This window comes from Arachidicoccus rhizosphaerae (assembly GCF_900107765.1).
Taxonomy (GTDB): domain Bacteria; phylum Bacteroidota; class Bacteroidia; order Chitinophagales; family Chitinophagaceae; genus Arachidicoccus; species Arachidicoccus rhizosphaerae.
This window is the reverse complement of the sequence record NZ_FNQY01000001.1, coordinates 241,653-259,352: the sequence shown is the minus strand read 5'-3', so window position 1 is coordinate 259,352 and position 17,700 is coordinate 241,653. Positions and strand designations below refer to the sequence as shown.

The 17,700-nt window shown below is 39.1% G+C and carries 16 protein-coding genes; 12 read left to right on the top strand and 4 right to left on the bottom strand.

Features of this window, described 5'->3' with window-relative positions; translation table 11 throughout:
• Window positions 1-80: 80 nt before the first annotated feature.
• Window positions 81-1,973, bottom strand: a complete 1,893-nt coding sequence (locus BLU80_RS00990) for a M1 family metallopeptidase (RefSeq protein WP_091392242.1) — start codon at window positions 1,971-1,973, stop codon at window positions 81-83.
• 233 nt (window positions 1,974-2,206) lie between these two features.
• On the opposite strand from BLU80_RS00990, the gene pheT reads away from it, so the two are divergent.
• The 10 genes from pheT to nadA all read left to right on the top strand — a co-directional run bounded on the left by pheT (window position 2,207) and on the right by nadA (window position 13,185).
• Window positions 2,207-4,624, top strand: a complete 2,418-nt coding sequence (pheT, locus tag BLU80_RS00985) for a phenylalanine--tRNA ligase subunit beta (RefSeq protein ID WP_091392737.1) — start codon at window positions 2,207-2,209, stop codon at window positions 4,622-4,624.
• 104 nt (window positions 4,625-4,728) lie between these two features.
• Window positions 4,729-5,013, top strand: a complete 285-nt coding sequence (locus BLU80_RS00980; RefSeq protein ID WP_091392240.1) for a hypothetical protein — start codon at window positions 4,729-4,731, stop codon at window positions 5,011-5,013.
• Window positions 5,014-5,017: 4 nt separating this feature from the next.
• Complete coding sequence (locus tag BLU80_RS00975; protein WP_091392238.1) at window positions 5,018-5,329, top strand: cell division protein ZapA; 312 nt, start codon at window positions 5,018-5,020, stop codon at window positions 5,327-5,329.
• A gap of 115 nt (window positions 5,330-5,444) precedes the next feature.
• Window positions 5,445-6,044: a TMEM175 family protein gene (locus BLU80_RS00970; protein WP_091392236.1), complete on the top strand. Its 600-nt coding sequence runs from the start codon at window positions 5,445-5,447 to the stop codon at window positions 6,042-6,044.
• 388 nt (window positions 6,045-6,432) lie between these two features.
• Window positions 6,433-7,722 (top strand): glutamate-1-semialdehyde 2,1-aminomutase, encoded by a 1,290-nt coding sequence (gene hemL, locus BLU80_RS00965; protein WP_091392234.1) that lies wholly within the window; start codon window positions 6,433-6,435, stop codon window positions 7,720-7,722.
• Between the two features lie 80 nt (window positions 7,723-7,802).
• Window positions 7,803-8,054 (top strand): hypothetical protein, encoded by a 252-nt coding sequence (locus tag BLU80_RS00960; protein ID WP_091392231.1) that lies wholly within the window; start codon window positions 7,803-7,805, stop codon window positions 8,052-8,054.
• Between the two features lie 56 nt (window positions 8,055-8,110).
• Window positions 8,111-9,052 carry a PstS family phosphate ABC transporter substrate-binding protein gene (locus tag BLU80_RS00955; RefSeq protein ID WP_091392229.1) on the top strand — a complete coding sequence of 314 codons (942 nt, stop codon included), beginning with the start codon at window positions 8,111-8,113 and terminating at the stop codon, window positions 9,050-9,052.
• A gap of 70 nt (window positions 9,053-9,122) precedes the next feature.
• Window positions 9,123-10,820 (top strand): tetratricopeptide repeat protein, encoded by a 1,698-nt coding sequence (locus tag BLU80_RS00950; RefSeq protein WP_091392227.1) that lies wholly within the window; start codon window positions 9,123-9,125, stop codon window positions 10,818-10,820.
• Between the two features lie 128 nt (window positions 10,821-10,948).
• The gene (locus BLU80_RS00945) at window positions 10,949-11,353 is read left to right on the top strand and encodes an NADH-quinone oxidoreductase subunit A (RefSeq protein ID WP_244518637.1); all 405 of its coding nucleotides are present in this window, start codon (window positions 10,949-10,951) and stop codon (window positions 11,351-11,353) included.
• 824 nt (window positions 11,354-12,177) lie between these two features.
• The gene (gene nadA, locus BLU80_RS00940) at window positions 12,178-13,185 is read left to right on the top strand and encodes a quinolinate synthase NadA (protein WP_091392224.1); all 1,008 of its coding nucleotides are present in this window, start codon (window positions 12,178-12,180) and stop codon (window positions 13,183-13,185) included.
• 48 nt (window positions 13,186-13,233) lie between these two features.
• Here the strand turns inward: nadA and BLU80_RS00935 are convergent, their stop codons facing one another.
• From BLU80_RS00935 to ybeY, 3 genes are all read right to left on the bottom strand, one after another.
• Window positions 13,234-14,049, bottom strand: a complete 816-nt coding sequence (locus BLU80_RS00935; RefSeq protein WP_091392222.1) for a hypothetical protein — start codon at window positions 14,047-14,049, stop codon at window positions 13,234-13,236.
• A gap of 74 nt (window positions 14,050-14,123) precedes the next feature.
• Window positions 14,124-15,995, bottom strand: coding sequence for a tRNA uridine-5-carboxymethylaminomethyl(34) synthesis enzyme MnmG (gene mnmG / locus BLU80_RS00930; RefSeq protein ID WP_091392220.1), 1,872 nt, complete (start codon window positions 15,993-15,995; stop codon window positions 14,124-14,126).
• Between the two features lie 310 nt (window positions 15,996-16,305).
• A complete protein-coding gene (ybeY, locus tag BLU80_RS00925) occupies window positions 16,306-16,752 on the bottom strand; it encodes an rRNA maturation RNase YbeY (RefSeq protein ID WP_091392218.1) in 447 nt (148 codons plus the stop codon).
• 95 nt (window positions 16,753-16,847) lie between these two features.
• On the opposite strand from ybeY, the gene BLU80_RS00920 reads away from it, so the two are divergent.
• Window positions 16,848-17,075: a FeoA family protein gene (locus BLU80_RS00920; RefSeq protein WP_091392215.1), complete on the top strand. Its 228-nt coding sequence runs from the start codon at window positions 16,848-16,850 to the stop codon at window positions 17,073-17,075.
• 49 nt (window positions 17,076-17,124) lie between these two features.
• The gene (gene nadD, locus BLU80_RS00915; protein WP_091392212.1) at window positions 17,125-17,697 is read left to right on the top strand and encodes a nicotinate (nicotinamide) nucleotide adenylyltransferase; all 573 of its coding nucleotides are present in this window, start codon (window positions 17,125-17,127) and stop codon (window positions 17,695-17,697) included.
• Window positions 17,698-17,700 lie beyond the last annotated feature (3 nt).

Here is a 17,700-nt window from a genome sequence, read left to right as displayed (position 1 = left end):
AAAACATTGCCTGTTAAATATTTAGCAATACGGAAACCCGCTAAATAAGAGGACATCCTTTTTATACTATTATCTGAAGGCTATTTATTAACCCAGACATTATCGGCAGGTGTATAATCCATAAATAAATTACCATCCAGGGTGATTTTAGAAATAGTACCCTTGGTGGTAATTTTCATAATCTGCTGTTTTCCATTTTCTTTCCAGCTAAGCGGAGTCTGATGCTGAACACTTGTTTTGCCATCGGAATATTCCACTTTAATATCAAATGGAATGGCAAATCCGCCAGGATTATCAATGGTTAATGTATAAACACCATTCCCTTTAACCACCTTGGATAATTTGATATCTATATAGTTATTGGTAAAGAACCAGTTCTGGAAAAACCAATTCAGGTTTTTTCCGGATCCCGTATTCATCGCACCAAAATAATCCCATGGAATCGGATGCTTACCGTTCCAGGTCTCCATATAATAATGTAAGGCTTTTTTAAACAAATCGTCTCCTAATAAATCCTTGAGTGCCAGGTAACTAAGTGATGCCTTCCCATAGGAATTGTTTCCATAACCCAGGCCACTCACCTGTGTGGACATAGAAATAATAGGCTGGTCTTCTTCTGTGGAAGGATCCTTAATATACCTGGAAATCCGGAACATTTTATAAACGGAATCGGCGTGTGCCTTTCCAAATTCTTCCTGCCCTATTAAATATTCAAAAGTCGTTGCCCAGCCTTCATCCATATAGGCATATCTGGTTTCATTGATTCCCATATAAAAGGGGAAATATGTATGTGCAATTTCATGGTCCTGAACCATTTGCGCAAACTTAAGATCGGAAGTCGTTCCATCATTAACCATCATTGGATATTCCATATCCGCATATCCCTGAAATGAGGTCATCTTAGAAAAAGGGTAGGGAACACCTGGCCACTGGGTAGAAAAGTAATGCAATGAGTGCTGCGCCCAGGCTACGTTATGATGAAAATCAGCGGCAGTATCATTAAAAGCGGCCTGTACACTGGCTCTTCTTCCTGTTTTTGGATCCACTACCACACTGGCGGCGTCCCAGACGTAATTTTTACTCGTGCCAAAGCACATATCTGTGATATGATCTGCTTTAAATTTCCAGGTATTCCAGTCATTTTGGAGGGTAACTTTGCCTCCTAAAACTTCCTGTAAATCAGCGATATGAATAACATCATCCGATGTATAGGACTTTTTTAGCCTGCCAGCTATTGCTGGTTGCAGGACTTCATCCGGATTCAGTAAATCTCCCGTAGCCCACACCGTGTAATTTTTAGGAACGCTAACGGCCAGAGAATAATCATTAAAATCATTATAAAACTCTTGTCTGTCTGAATGATCTAACATATCCCATCCGTTATAATCATCATAGACGGAGACTCTTGGATAACTGTATGCCACATAAAAAGTCGTGCTGTCAATCTGCCCTTCCCGGCCGCTTTGTTTGGATAAAGGATAGTTCCAGTTAATGCTTAAATTGACAGTCTGGTGCGGTAAAATCGCCTGTTTTAACCGGACAGCCCCCACGGTCCCCCATCCTTTATCATTTACAGCATAAGATTGATTATCAATCGTCATGGAAGTGATATCCAATCCTCTGTCCAGAAAATCAGGTCCGGTTACATGGGATCTGGGCGAAGTAGGTTTGTGGAGATTATTGACAAAGCGGATGGCTATAATTTTAAGTGTATCCGGGCTATTATTCGTGTATTGAATGCTTTCCTGCCCGTCCACCATTCTGGTTTCCGGGGTGACTTTTACCTTAATATCATAAACGCCTTTATTTTGCCAGTAGTTTGGGCCTGGTTGCCCTGTCAGGGTCCGGGTTCCTTTTGCAATGGCTTTTTTTATATTTCTGGGAACATAGAGTTCCTGGGCTGAGACGGTTTGTGCCATCAGGCCTAATGTAATAATACATCCCCCAATCAGGGTGAACAATGATTTTTGCATCCTTTTTCTTAGTTTGTCGGTTAATGGTTGAATAGATTCTTACTTGCCTTTAATCTGTGAAATTAATAATTTTTCAGCCATTACTCACATAAGCGGCCATTTTCGCTTGAAAATGAATGAATGCCCTTAGAATTTTTACCCTATGTCACATTGCAGGAGCTATCTGCATTGCCGAATTACACGTATATTTGCAAACTATTTTAGCGGCAAGCGCATTAATTAAAGCAAGATCCATGACAATTTCTTATAATTGGTTAAGTGAATATTTACCCGAAAAAATTGACCCTGAAAAACTTTCAAGGATTTTAACCTCCATCGGACTGGAGGTGGAGAGCCTGGAATCCTATCAGAGTATAAAAGGCGGCCTGGAAGGGGTAGTCGTCGGAGAGGTCCTGACCTGTATTCCACATCCCGGTGCGGATAAACTCAAACTCACGACAGTAAACATCGGAGCAGAATCCCCGCTGAACATTGTCTGTGGCGCACCCAATGTAGCCGCCGGCCAAAAAGTATTGGTGGCCACCGTTGGCACCACCTTATATAATAAAGCAGGGGAACCCTTAACCATTAAAAAAGCCAAGATAAGAGGAGAAGAAAGCTCAGGAATGCTTTGCGCAGAAGATGAACTGGGTATTGGAGAAAGCCACGAGGGCATTTTGGTGTTACCCCAAGATACGAAAGTGGGTACGCCTGCTGTTACACTATACCCGGTATATACGGATTATATATATGAAATCGGTCTTACCCCTAATAGAATGGATGCGCAGAGTCACATGGGTGTGGCCCGTGATGTAACGGCCTATCTGACACGCCACAATAGCGGTACCTTTAAAATTAAACTTCCTTCTGTCAATGGTTTCAAACCGGACAACCAGGATAAGGAAATTGATATTCAGATACTTAACCCGGAACTTTGCCCTCGGTACAGCGGTTTGGTTATTACAGGAGTTACCATTGCTCCTTCCCCACAGTGGCTCCAGGACAGACTTAAGGCAATTGGACTGCGCCCCATAAATAATATAGTGGATATCACTAATTTTATTCTGCATGAAACGGGTCAGCCCCTTCACGCCTTTGATCTGGCAGCCATTAAAGGCAATCAGGTCCAGGTAAAAACACTGGAAGACGGATATTCCTTTGAAACGCTGGACGGAAAAATAAGATCCCTTTCCAAAGAAGATCTGATGATCTGTAATAGTGACGTTCCCATGTGTATCGCCGGTGTATTTGGTGGTAAACAAAGCGGGGTAAAAGACACCACTACGGATATTTTCCTGGAAAGCGCTGTCTTTAATCCGGTTTCCATCAGAAAAACTTCCGTTCGCCACGGCCTCCGGACTGATGCAGCCGTACGATTTGAAAAGGGAGTGGATATCTCTAATGTCATCTATGTAATCAAAAGAGCCGCTATGATGATTAAGGAAATTGCTGGCGGATCTATCAGTTCTGCTATCAATGACCTTTATCCTGCACCTAAAGAAAAAACACATGTTGCTTTAAAATATCATTATCTTAAAAAACTAAGTGGTAAAAATTACCATCAGGATACCATTGTTGATGTCTTGGAAGCACTTGGTTTTGAAAAGATAAAGGAGGGAATGGATGAAGTATGGGTGGCAGTTCCTTACAGCAAACCCGATATCAGCCTGCCGGCTGATATCGTGGAAGAAATCTTAAGGATTGACGGACTGGATAATATTGATATTCCGAGTTCCATTACCATTACACCGGCAATTGATCAAAACGGTTTAAAAGAAGATCTGAAAGAAAAACTCGCCGGTTTTCTTGTAGGCCGCGGATTTAATGAGATTATGACCAACTCCATTACGGACAGTAAATATTATAATGAGCAAACCTTACAGTCCGTGGTGAAGATGATTAATAACCTCAGTGCGGATCTGGATGTTATGCGCCCTTCCATGATTGAAACAGGTCTGGAATCTCTGGCCTATAATATCAACCGCAAAAATGAAAACCTGCAGTTTTTTGAGTTCGGTAAAACTTACAGCACGACAGGCGTTGGAAAATACTTTGAAAAAGAACACCTGGCTATTTACACTACCGGTCAAAATCATGAAGATACCTGGCAGCAAAAAGGATCTGCCTATACAATATATCAGGCTAAGGGACTGGCTTATGCCTTATTGCAACTCTGCGGATTTACACAGATTAAATTCCAGATTGAGCCGGGTTCAGGCCTGATTGAGGTCCTGGCCGACAAGAAAAAAGTCATTGAAATTCAAAGTGTTGCTGCTCAAACGCGGGAAAAGTTTGGGATTAAAGTTCCTGTCTTCTTCCTGGATTTGGATTTTGGCACATTAATTTCTTTAAAAGAAACGAAGAAAATCACCTATAAAGAGGTTCCTAAATACCCAACTGTATACAGGGATCTGGCTCTTGTTGTTGATCGTCAGGTTCATTATGATCAGATTCAGGATATCATTAAAAAAACCAACTTACCTTTACTAAGGAGTACCCGGTTATTTGATGTCTTTGAAAATGATAAACTCGGTCCCGGTAAAAAATCAATGGCCATCAATTTTGCATTTCTGGATGAGCAAAAGACATTGACAGATAAAGAGATTGATCTGATGATGACCAAGCTTATAACCGGATTTGAAAAGCAGTTACAGGCAGAAATCAGAAAATAGGGGTTTTTATCTTTGTAAATAATTATTCCAGTGGCGAGATCTTTGAAAGCGACCTTGCCACTGGAATAAATTAATAGAGCAATAATTTTAAATTTAGTACTTCTATGGAGCAAACAGCACTTAAAAATCTGGAAGAGAAACTGGAACAACTCCTGAAAAAGTACCAATTATTGCAAAAAGAAAATAAGCAGTTGAAAAACAGCTTAGCAGAAACCCAGACCGCACTGGCTAAAAGTCAGAAGGCTTATGAGGCCCTACAGTTAAAGCTCGAAGCAGGAATTATTGCCGCTACTAAGACTATGGATGAACAACAGCAGCGACTATTAGAAACCCGCATTGATCATTATCTGAAAGAAATCAATAAATGCCTCACCCTATTAGAAGCCTGATGCCATGACTGATATTATTATAATTAATGTCCTGATCGGAGACCGCAGTTTTCGGCTAAAAACCAGCAAAGCCGATGAAGAAATCGTACGCAAGACTGTAAAAATGGTCAACGACAAGGTCATGGAATATAAGGCTAAGTTTGCCGGCAAGGATATGCAGGATTATGTTTCCATGGCGCTGCTCTGGCTGGCCACCGAGCAAAACAAAGCCGGTGAATTTTTAATCGGTATGCAGGAAACAGAACAGAAGCTTCATAGCCTGGAATCCAAACTCGATAAATTATTGAATGAAGAGGAAAATCCTGAGAATCAATAGCGCTTCGTTTTAATAAAAATCCCATAGATCAATCCTTTCTTATCATTATTACCCGGTTTTATCTTATTTTCGGCAAAGAAATATTTTCCCTTGTTTAGAAAATAAAGCGCCGGATATGGAAAAAAACAGAATGGAAGCCTTCAGTGATGGGGTCCTTGCGATCATCATTACCATTATGGTATTAGAAATCAAAGTTCCCGAAACAGGAGAGGGGCGGTTTAGTGATTTGCTCCCCTTCGTTCCTAAATTCTTAAGCTATTTGCTCAGTTTTGTATATGTGGGGTTATATTGGAATAACCATCACCATATGCTACAATCCTGTAAAAAGGTTAACGGGAAAGTCCTTTGGGCCAATCTGCATTTACTTTTCTGGCTTTCTTTATTCCCCTTTACCACTGCCTGGGTCGGCGAACACCATGATTCAAGTGCACCCCTGGCGATCTATGGTCTGGTACTCTTAATGGCGGCTTTTGCGTGGATTATCTTACTGCAGACGCTTATTGACGCAAACGGTCGAAATAATATTTTAGCAAAAGCTGTTGAAAATAAAACACTTAAAGAAAAAATATCCCCTTTTATCTATTTAGCCGGCATTGTCTGCTCCTTTTTTATCCCCTGGCTGGCCATTATATTCTATACGATAACAGCCATTATCTGGATTGTTCCGGATCAAAGGATTGAAAGGGCGCTGAATAACTCTGAAGCCGAGGGATGATCCCTGGCGAAGCGCTTCGCCTGATTTTCCCACTTTTTTTAACCTCATTGTCCGGCTTATCTCAAATCTAAACGCAGTATTTAGTTTACCTGCCAAGGTCTGTGGTAAACATCAAAAAATAGATGGTTGGTTGGTATGACGCTGGAATGTTTATCTTATCTATTGCAGCAGTAGGCCACTTTGTTTTGCCCGAACGGTCCCTTGAACTTTACCGTAATACCTCTTTATATCACAAGATTGGGCCTGCTTTAATCTTTTCCTTTTATCTTTTAAATTTTACATTTTACTGACCGTTACTGCCCTGGAGCCGTAACGGTTTTATATTTTATATAATGTACATTTGCTGTCTTATCATTCATAATAGCGAAATACATTAAGATTAAATAAGATGTACGAATATACTTCCAGTAAGCGTCTTTTTGAAAGAGCACAATCAAGTATCCCGGGAGGCGTGAATTCCCCGGTCCGGGCCTTTAAAAGCGTTGGGGGAACGCCCATATTTATTGAAAAAGCAAAAGGTGCTTATCTCTTTGACGTGGATGGGCAAAAATATATTGATTTTATCGCATCCTGGGGCCCTATGATTTTGGGTCATAGTTATGAACCTGTTATCAGGGCCATCCAGCAAAAAGCAGAAAATTCCACTTCCTTTGGTGCCCCCACTGAACTAGAGGTACAAATGGCCGAGCTCATTAAAGAGCTGACGCCTAATGTGGATTTGATCCGTATGGTCAATAGCGGTACCGAAGCCTGCATGTCAGCGCTTCGGGTGGCCAGAGGGTATACAGGCAGAAATAAATTTATCAAATTTGAGGGGTGCTACCATGGGCATGCGGATATGTTTCTGGTGAAAGCCGGTAGCGGTGTCGCCACATTTGGTATTCAGGAAGTTCCAGGAGTAACGGCAGGTACTGCTCAGGATACACTGACAGCCCCCTATAACGATTTGGAAGCAGTCAGAACGCTGGTACAGACACATAAGGATCAGATTGCTGCCATCATCGTAGAACCTGTAGCTGGTAACATGGGTTGCGTCCTGCCTGCAGCCGGTTTTCTGGCCGGGCTTCGGGAAATCTGTGATCAGGAAAAAATCGTCTTAATCTTCGATGAAGTAATGACCGGGTTTAGATTAGCGCCCGGAGGCGCTCAGCAAAAGCTTGCAATAGACGCCGACCTGGTAACTTATGGGAAGGTCATCGGAGCCGGTTTGCCGGTGGGGGCTTTCGGAGGCAAAAAAGAATTAATGGAAAGAGTGGCCCCTTTGGGAGATATCTATCAGGCAGGAACCCTCAGCGGTAATCCCCTGGCCATGATTGCCGGTTATACATTACTGACCGAACTTAAAAATCATCCTGAATACTATCAGCAGCTGGAACAGAAAGGAGCCTATTTAAAAGATCATCTGACGGCCCTATTTAAAGAAGCCGACATCCCGGCTCAGATCAATCAATTCGGTAGTATGCTGAGTATCTTCTTTAATGCGGAACCGGTTACAGACTTTTTATCGGCCAGCAAATCTGATATGGCAAGATTTACCCGTCTTTTCCACGGTTTGCTGAAAAGAGGCGTACATTTACCTCCTTCTGGATATGAAAGCTGGTTTTTAAGCAATGCCCTGAGCCAGTCGGATTTAGACCAGACCCTGGAAAAAGTTAAACAAACCTTGCAGGAATTATGATGATTTTGACACTCTTTCTTATGGAAATAAGTCAAATACTCATCTTAAAGACAATCAGCAATCTTTAAACCTCCTTATGTATGGATACGGATTTTGGCAGAGAAGTAAGAGAAAGAAACAGAAAGCGCTATAATAATATGCGTTCTCTTAAAGATATTATCATGGCTGTTCTGATTCTTACCGTTGGCGTTTTAATGTTTTTTGGAGAAAAATTTCAGTTTACCCGGGTGCTAATGGCTAATAAGGATCCTATGATTAAATATATTTTTGGGGGACTTTGTGCCTTATATGGCGGATTCAGGCTATACCGTGGGATTAAACAAGATTATTAAATCTAAAAATATGTGTTAAAATTAGATACCGAGATAATTCTGAAAAACAAAAGTTTATGTTTTTTTTTCGTGCAACAAAATTTCTACTTATTTTTAGCCTCGTTCTTTGGAGTTTAACTTCCTGTGAATCTAAAATAAAAAAGGATGGTCATCCTCAAGAGGGCACCCTGTATGTAAGTGCGGATGAGTCTTTTAAACCCATCATCGATCAAGAGATTATGGTTTTTCAGGCTTCTTATCCAAACGCACATATAAAAGTTCAATATAAGTCAGAAGCTGACTGTTTTCGAGATTTACAATCCGACAGTACACAGATGATTCTTGTAACAAGGGCTCCCTATGAAAAAGAAGAGGATTATTATAAAAAATTATTGGGTCATCCTTTATTATATTCAGTTCTGGCCTACGATGCAGATGCATTGGTGGTAAACCGTTCAGCTGATGATAGCACATTTTCAATTGAACAACTGAAAAAGATATTAACGGATTCAGTACGTGGTAAATACCAGGTTGTATTAGATGGAGACAATGCCACCAGTTCTGTCAGGTTTTTAATGGATTCTATAACGGAAGGTAAAAGTTTTGGTGTGAATGTTGGAGGGTCAAAGGGCAATGAAGATGTTTTGCAACAAGTAGCCGCCAATAAAAATGCCATTGGTTTTGTGGGTTCAAGTTGGATTATCGGGTCATCCATTGCCGATAAATACAAAGATCAGGTTAAACTGGCCTATGTAGAGTGTAAAAGTTGCGGCGATGGGACCTTTGCAAAACCTTCACAGGCAACCATATACAGTGTTCAATACCCTTTGGTACGACCTTTGTTTGGGATTCTGAAAAATGCTGATATCGGATTAGGCGCTTCCTTTTACAATTTTATGAGCTTTGAAAGAGGACAACTGATTTTCAGAAGAGGAGACCTTGTCCCTGGCAAAATGAACTTTGTGATTCGTAAAGTGGTGAATAAACCGGATAAAGATTCCGGTAATAAGAATAAATAGATTTTTAAACATAAAAAGCGATAAACCTAAAATATCGAATCAGGTTAAACAAAAAATAAAAATGAAGAAAATGAAGAAGGTAGTTTTTAGTTTTCTCGCCGTAGTATGCGCAGTTTCAATGGCCGCGGCTCAAAAATTGGAAGATGGTGTGAAAGCACTATACTACCAAAAATACACGGATGCAGAGAAAATTTTACAGGACTTAGTGAGCAAGGCAAAATCTCCGGACGGACAGACCATTTACTGGCTCGGACAGGTATATCTGGAAAATACTTACGGGGAAACAGATGGTGTGGATAAAGCAAATACTCTTTATCAAAAATATGCAAACCTGAATGATCCATGGATCCTGGTAGGTTTGGGTGAAATTGATTATATCAATAAAAACAAGCAGGCTGCAGAACAGAAATTCGAAACAGCAATGGCCGGTGCTTCCAAATTTAAAGGTAAACATAAGGATGAAGACCAGGCTAATCTGATGACGGCTATTGGTCGTGCCAGCGCTTATGGTAACAGAGACCAGGGTGATCCATCTTATGTTATTCCGATTTTACAAAAAGCAATGGACCTGGATAAAGCAAACCCTAATCCATGTGTATTCTTAGGTATCAACTTCCTTAAATTAGGTGGTGATCAGGGTGGTAACGCCTTTGTTGCCTTCAATAATGCCATCACCAGAGACCCAGCATTTGCCTTAGGTTATTACCGCATGGGGCTGATATTCCACTCTCAAAATAACTTTGATGTAATGGATGAGTGGTATAAAAAAGGTATTACCGCTGACCCGGCTTACGCTCCCATCTATCTGGATTACTTCAACTACTTTAAAAATTCCGATTACAACAAGGCTAAGACTTATTTAGACCTGTATGTGAAGAATTCTGATAATGGTTGTAACGTACAATATTTCCAGGCTGATTACCTTTTCCGCTCCGGAAGTTACCAGGAATCTATCAACAAAGGAAAGGAAATGGAAGCTGGTTCTTGTGCTAACTTCTCTCACCTGAATCTGTTGCTGGCAATGAACTACCACCGTTTAGGTGATACTGCACAGGCTGTATCTTATGCAAAGAAATTTTTCGCAAATACTTCTGCCTCTAACTTAATGCCTGATGACTATGCATTTGGTGGTTTCATCTACAAAGATGTTCCTGAAATGGCGGATACTGCCGTTAAATATCTGAAAACAGCTTACGATTTAGATACAATCCCTGAAGAAAAAGCAATTTATGCGGATTCTATCGCTACAGCGCTGGAAAATGCCAATAAACCAGTTGAAAAGTACAATTGGTTAAGAAAACTGTACGATGAAAAAGACAGTACTTCAGATGGTTATAATACAGCTATGTTCAATGCCGGTTATGCTGCGTTTGAACTGGCTCAGCAAGATTCCAATTACTGGCCTTCTGCTGATTCTCTGTTCCATAAGTATAAAACAAAATATCCTGAACAACCTTATGGTTATTTATATTCCGTCAGATCTAAATTAATGGCTAAGGATACTGCAGCTGCTATCCCTGAGATTAACGACTTCATTACCTTTATGAAGAAAGACAGCGTTAAATACAAGGATGATTTAATTGGTCAGTACAGCTTCCTGGCAAACTATTATGTCAATGAAAAAGGTGACTACGAAAATGGTCTGAAAATGTTCGATTCCATTTATGCTCTGGATCCTACCAATACGCAGGCTAAAGAGTTCGGAGACCAAATCAGAGCATATCTGGCTAAAAAGAATGGTCAGGCTGATTCAAGCTCTAAAAAATAAAAATTAATCTTTTACCCTTTTATGAGGGTTCAGGATTAAACAGCGGAAAACTTCGTAATTCTTTAAAGAATTACGAAGTTTTTTGTTTTTAACTGAAAAGTGTATTTTTGCCTTTCAAATTGAGTAATATGTTATCAAGTCATATAATGGCTGCTGCACCTGTCGCGGCGCAGCACGCTTCCAGTTATCTACCTATTGCACTTCAGATTGTATTTGCAATCGGATTTGTGGCACTCATGATCTTTGTATCCGCTTTATTAGGACCTAAACGTAAAACCAACGATAAACTGGCCAACTTTACCAGTGGTATTACTACGCACGGGAACGCCCGTCAGCCTATGGCCATTAAGTACTTTTTAATTGCTATCTTATTTGTACTTTTTGACGTGGAAGTTATCTTCTTTTATCCCTACGCCGTTAATTTTAAAAGCCTCTCCTGGACCGGCTTTTACGAGATACTTCTCTTTGTTGGTCTGTTCCTGATAGGCTTTGTCTATATCATTAAAAAGCGTGCTTTAAAATGGGAGGATTAAAAGCCTGCACTAGAAAGTTTTCGATAAAATATTTATTAAACGTCCGGTAACCTATACCGGACGTTTTTTTGGTTACTACTTCCTGCTTCCTGTTTTGAATGCTAAGGCACCCAAAGAGAGCAAACTCCCAATTAGTTTTTTATTATTAAACCTTTGCACAATACAAGGTAAATTTTGCCCAAATCAGGGTTGAATCAACCTTTTACGCGTGGATATGGCGTGCTTAATTTAAAAGGTATATACAATATTTCTTCGGTTGGCCGGTGTAATTTAGAGGTACAGTCTGGTTAGAAATCACTGAATCTTATGGTTCCCCTGGTATGGTAAATGCTTACTTTAAGGTATGCAGGAAATCGTGAAACAGATTTAAAAATAGATTTTCTGTAGAAAATCCTTTGATAACGTACGTTTGTGACCGTGGAACGTTAATTCACATAACTATCTGGATAACCTTATATTACGTGGATAATCACAATTTGTTAATAGAAAGTTGTGGATAAATTTATAATAAAAACAGGGGTATTTGGGAACCTTCGATAAACGACCCATTTTTTAACTTTTTGTCCCGTTTTAATTAACAGTGCATTGCTGTGAATAACTGAATGTGCATAAACCTGAAAAGTGTTATACACAGTGTGCATAAACCGAGTTAAAGGCCCTAAACTAAAGGCTTTACGACGTTAATAAAAATGTGGATAACGGTTAATAACCGAAAAGTAATTAACTTTGAGTATTGTGAATAATCAAATTATCCAGATATTCACACCCTTAATAGTAATAAGGATTTTAAATAAATAATTATATAATTAATTATTACAGCAGTTATGAACATAATAGAAGCGAAAGCAGTTTTAGATAAAAAAGGTTTCCTGGATGTGGCCGTTGATCCAAGCCTGGATTTATTTGCGGAAATTGAAAAATTGAAAAAGGAAACCAATGCAATTATCCTGGCGCATTATTATCAGGAAGCGGATATCCAGGATTTGGCAGATTATATCGGTGACAGCTTAGGACTGGCCCAACAGGCGGCGACCACTGATGCGGATGTCATTGTTTTTGCCGGCGTTCATTTTATGGCGGAAACGGCAAAGATCCTGAACCCTACAAAAAAAGTATTATTACCTGATCTGAACGCGGGATGTTCCCTGGCAGATAGTGCACCGGCTGCCGCTTTTAAAAAGTTCAGGGAAGATCATCCGGATCATATTGTGATTTCATACATTAATTGTACGGCCGAAGTGAAGGCGCTCAGTGATATTATTTGTACCAGCGGTAATGTGGAAAAGATAATCGAAAGCTTACCCAAGGATCAAAAGATCATATTTGCTCCTGACAGAAATTTAGGGGCCTATGTAAATAAGCTTACGGGGCGCAATATGCTACTTTGGGACGGATCCTGTCAAGTACATGAGATTTTTAGTTTGGAGAAGATTTTGAGCCTTAAAAAGCAGCATCCGGAGGCATTATTGCTGGCACATCCTGAATGTGAAGAGATTATTTTGAAGGAAGCCGATTTTATCGGGAGTACGACCCAGATTTTGAAATATGCAACCAATAGCCCGGCCAGAGAATTTATTGTGGCTACAGAGGCCGGTATTTTGCACCAGATGGAAAAAGATTCTCCGGATAAGGTTTTTATTCCGGCACCTCCCAGCAATGCCTGTGCGTGTAATGATTGTCCGTATATGAAATTAAATACACTGGAAAAATTGTATTTGTGTATGAAGTATCAGCTGCCGGAAATTAAAATGGATGAATCGCTTAGACTGGCGGCCAAAAAGCCCATTGACAAAATGATGGAAATTAGTAGAAAGGCAGGATTAATTAAATAATGATTTAATCCGCTGTGTTGTGTTGGACTGGGGAGATAATTACAGTCATTAATCTTGTTGGTGCTTTCTTTCGTAGGGTGAGAGAAATATATTCTGTTCGTATTTATCGCTTGATTTCTTTTGGAAATAGGTGCTGGAACTTTTTTTGATATATTCACTGAGCTGTGCGTCGTTCATCATGATTAATTGATTATATGCAGGCCGGCAGGCTTTCATATATTCATCACGGGCCTGGTCATATAAGCCTGTAATTGTTTCCACCAGTTTTTTGGTAAAGCGGTGATCTATATATTTTTCCTGTTCCACATCCAGGGCAAATTTCTGATAGACTTTTTGTCTTTTATTATAACCGAATCTGAATAGATTGACTATCTGGTCAAAGTCTACGGCGACTCCGCCATTATCTCCTACACCAAAGCTTTCCCCTAACGCCTGCCCGGGTTTTTGGTAATTGAATATTTTTGCATAGTCTTCTCGGAAGGCTGTGGAATCTTCGTAATAATTCCTGGACCGGACAGTCACGGTAGGCAAATAGCCTTTAGGCGTCTGCACATAATATTTTGGCAGGTAAATCTGTACTTCAAAATTTCTGGGATCTCTGATCGTATCTACGGGATATTTATGCGTGATCTTATCTCTGAACTGAAACCAGATGGAATCTTTTGCGTAAATATTGATATGGTAGGCACCTGTTGAGTCTGTCTTTGAAATATTACCGGATTGAGTGTATACCAGAACAGAATCCAGTGGCGTTCTGTATTTGTCCTGGTATACAAATCCCTGTATTGTTTTTTGGGCATAAAGGCCCAAAGATGGTAATACGATCCCCGTAATGGTTATAAGTAATATGCCGTACAGTTTCAAATGCGGTCGTTTTTAATCAGGGTAATATTACATATCTTTTTGTGAGCGATCACATAATTTAATGGTAAAATCCATTATCTGCCCATATGTACCATCAGAATTTGAATATCAGCCGGATTTACGCCACTTATCCTCCCTGCCTGCCCAATGGTTCTTGGACGGATTTTATTGAATTTTTGAATAGCTTCTGTGCCCAGGGCCGTGATTTTGTTATAATCAAATGAATCAGGTATCACTAAGGATTCCATTTGATTGATTTTATCGACGATTTCTTGTTCTTTTTCGATATATCTTTCGTATTTTATCTGTATTTCAGATTGTTGAATATTATTAATATTTGTAATATTTATAATATCCTTTAATACGGGAACTTCTTTGACCATTTCTTCTAATGAAACGGATGGTCTTAGTATTATTTTCGCCAATTTCTGTTTTTCTGTTATGGGCGTAGATCCTATTTTTTCTAAATAAGGATTGACATCATCCGGGTTAATTGAAGTCTGTTTTAAGGATTCAATCATACTCGCTACTGCTGACTTTTTTTCCTGTACTGCCTGGTAACGATCTTCTTTTGCAAGTCCCAGTTTATAGGATAATTCTGTAAGTCTGATATCAGCGTTGTCCTGCCTTAATAAGGTACGGTACTCTGCTCTGCTGGTGAACATCCGGTACGGTTCGTCTGTTCCCTTATTAATCAGATCATCAATCAGCACCCCGATATAAGCTTCGTTTCTTTTAAGGATGAGTGGTTCCGCTTCTTTGGTGGCGAGATGAGCATTGATCCCTGCCATCAGTCCCTGGCAGGCTGCTTCTTCGTATCCTGTAGTACCGTTTATCTGCCCGGCAAAGAATAGGTTTTTTATGAGTTTGGTTTCTAAATTAGCCTTTAATTGTGTTGGTGGAAAATAATCATATTCTATTGCATAGCCTGGTCTGAACATTTTTACATTTTCAAATCCCGGTACTTTAGTAAGGGCTTTATACTGCACGTCTTCAGGTAAGGAAGTAGAAAAGCCATTTACATAGATCTCCACGGTTTTAAATCCTTCAGGTTCTACGAATAATTGATGGCGTGTTTTATCTGCGAAGCGGTTTATTTTATCCTCTATACTGGGACAATACCTGGGTCCTGTTCCTTCAATGCGACCTGTGTACATCGGACTTCTGTCAAAACCTGTCTTTAATAGGTCGTGAACTTCTGTATTGGTATAGGTAATATGACAGGGTAATTGTTTTTCAGGATCTAATTTTGGAACATTGTCCCTATATGAGAAACCGGGTATTATATCATCGCCTTTTTGTATTTCCATTTTTGAGTAATCTAAACTCCTGGCATCCACTCTGGGTGGAGTGCCTGTTTTGAGTCGGTTACTTTGAAATCCCAGGCTTACTAATTGTTCTGTGATACCAGTAGCACTTTTTTCTGCTACACGACCGCCTCCAAATTGTTTTTCCCCTATATGTATAATACCATTGAGGAAGGTTCCACTGGTTAAAATAACGGCTTTTGCCTTTATTTCGTGTCCCAGGTTGGTTTTAACGCCTATTACCTGGTTATCTTTTACCAGTATTCCCTGTACAGTATCCTGATAGAAATCTAAATTAGGGGTATGTTCCAGCATTTCGCGCCATGTCAGGGCGAATAACATGCGGTCATTTTGAGTTCTTGGGCTCCACATGGCAGGTCCTTTACTCTTATTAAGCATCCTGAATTGCAACATACTTTTATCGGAAACAATGCCGCTGTAACCTCCCATTGCGTCGATTTCCCGAACGATTTGTCCTTTTGCGATGCCACCCATAGCCGGATTGCAACTCATTTGGGCAATGGTATTCATATTCATGGTGATGAGTAAGACCTTATTACCTAAATTAGCGGCAGCTGCTGCAGCTTCACTCCCAGCATGTCCGGCACCTGCTACTATTACATCATATTCCTGGAACATAGTTTAATTTTATAGGCTGCAAAGTTAGTTTATTAATAATAAATATCACGTTCCACGTGAAACACTATTCTGTTTTGGTTATTATTAATTGGTAGTACCGTATGATGCAGTTCTCTATAGATAAATATGATGCTATAGTCGCTTCAGTTAGAATTGGAAACAACTTTATTTGGGTATTTGTTCCACGTGGAACGTATGAAATCGTGTTAAAGTAAATGGTTTAAATGAATAAGGATTTTCGGATTATGAAAGTAATTAAATGAAAAAAGGTTCCACGTGGAACCTTTTTTGTATCAAAATATGGTTATTCTTATTTAGTTCCACGTGGAACAATGGATTTATAATATTTATTGATATAAAAGTCTTCCATTTCTCGCATTTTGGCTTCATCCTTCTTTGTCTTATCCTTGTATCCACATAAATGCAAGGCACCGTGGAATAAAACTCTTAAAATTTCCTTTTCTAAAGGCTGTTGTAAGGTTTTTGCATTGTCCTTTACTCTGTCAACACTAATATAAACCTCCGATTCAGTATTATTATCCGTACTTAACTCAAAAGTGAGAATATCCGTATAATAATCGTGCTGTAATTGCTGCTTATTTAATTCTAATAATGTATCATCAGAACAAAATATATAATTGATATAGTTTAATCCCTTTTTTTCCTTTTTAAAGATAGTTGCAATGAATGCTTTTACTATATTTTTATTCTTCAAGGGTAAACTACTATCTAAATAATTAAAGGTAACTTTTTGCATGTATTGTTGTTTAATTGTCAAAATTCGTAAATAATCATGAAATAGCCTACCTATTGGTTGAAATCAATTAATTTTGTAACTATAATTTTCTATATATGAAGAAGTTGTCTGAAATACGTGTGGGAAAAGCAGTCATCATTAAAGAGTTTTCCAGTAATGAAATTTTTATTAAGTTAATGGAGATGGGCTGTATTCCAGGTGAAATTATAAAAGTAGAACAAATTGCACCTTTAGGAGATCCAATCTCTATATCCGTTGTCGGATATAGTTTAAGTTTACGTATTAATGAAGCTGAAAATATTCTGGTAGAGGAGATTGCCTAAGTTTTTATATTGTCCCATTGTTGATCATATCAAAAAAGATTTAAACTACATGAAAATTGGTTTATACTTTGGATCTTTTAATCCAATTCATACAGGTCATTTGATTATTGCGGAACATGTACTTAATTATACGGAAATTGATAAAGTATGGCTTGTTATCTCGCCGCAAAATCCTTTGAAACCTTCTGGTAGTTTATTGGGAGAGTATGACAGACTCCATTTAGTAAATCTGGCCATTGAAAATAGTAGCCATTTAAAAGCCGTAGATGTTGAGTTTAGATTGCCCAAGCCATCCTATACCATAACTACACTGACTTATTTAACGGAGAAATACCCGGATGATGAATTTACTGTGATTATGGGTTCTGATAGTTTTAATAATTTGCCTAAATGGAGAAATTATGAACAATTAATCAGGGATTACTCCTTTTTAATTTATCTAAGACCTGGTTTTCCGGTTGAAAAGATTGAAAAAGGGATGAATGCTTCCATACTGGATGCACCCTTACTGGATATATCTGCCTCCTTTATCCGGAATAATATTAAGGAAGATAAATCAATTCGATATTTGGTTCCGGATAATGTTTATGAATATATTCAAGTTAATAACTATTATAAATAATAA

Bases quoted from the DNA above. Each gene is read 5' to 3' on its own strand.
- BLU80_RS00990 (WP_091392242.1), bottom strand. From the start codon at position 1,973: ATGCAAAAATCATTGTTCACCCTGATTGGGGGATGTATTATTACATTA.
- pheT (WP_091392737.1), top strand. From the start codon at position 2,207: ATGACAATTTCTTATAATTGGTTAAGTGAATATTTACCCGAAAAAATT.
- BLU80_RS00980 (WP_091392240.1), top strand. From the start codon at position 4,729: ATGGAGCAAACAGCACTTAAAAATCTGGAAGAGAAACTGGAACAACTC.
- BLU80_RS00975 (WP_091392238.1), top strand. From the start codon at position 5,018: ATGACTGATATTATTATAATTAATGTCCTGATCGGAGACCGCAGTTTT.
- BLU80_RS00970 (WP_091392236.1), top strand. From the start codon at position 5,445: ATGGAAAAAAACAGAATGGAAGCCTTCAGTGATGGGGTCCTTGCGATC.
- hemL (WP_091392234.1), top strand. From the start codon at position 6,433: ATGTACGAATATACTTCCAGTAAGCGTCTTTTTGAAAGAGCACAATCA.
- BLU80_RS00960 (WP_091392231.1), top strand. From the start codon at position 7,803: ATGGATACGGATTTTGGCAGAGAAGTAAGAGAAAGAAACAGAAAGCGC.
- BLU80_RS00955 (WP_091392229.1), top strand. From the start codon at position 8,111: ATGTTTTTTTTTCGTGCAACAAAATTTCTACTTATTTTTAGCCTCGTT.
- BLU80_RS00950 (WP_091392227.1), top strand. From the start codon at position 9,123: ATGAAGAAGGTAGTTTTTAGTTTTCTCGCCGTAGTATGCGCAGTTTCA.
- BLU80_RS00945 (WP_244518637.1), top strand. From the start codon at position 10,949: ATGTTATCAAGTCATATAATGGCTGCTGCACCTGTCGCGGCGCAGCAC.
- nadA (WP_091392224.1), top strand. From the start codon at position 12,178: ATGAACATAATAGAAGCGAAAGCAGTTTTAGATAAAAAAGGTTTCCTG.
- mnmG (WP_091392220.1), bottom strand. From the start codon at position 15,995: ATGTTCCAGGAATATGATGTAATAGTAGCAGGTGCCGGACATGCTGGG.
- ybeY (WP_091392218.1), bottom strand. From the start codon at position 16,752: ATGCAAAAAGTTACCTTTAATTATTTAGATAGTAGTTTACCCTTGAAG.
- BLU80_RS00920 (WP_091392215.1), top strand. From the start codon at position 16,848: ATGAAGAAGTTGTCTGAAATACGTGTGGGAAAAGCAGTCATCATTAAA.
- nadD (WP_091392212.1), top strand. From the start codon at position 17,125: ATGAAAATTGGTTTATACTTTGGATCTTTTAATCCAATTCATACAGGT.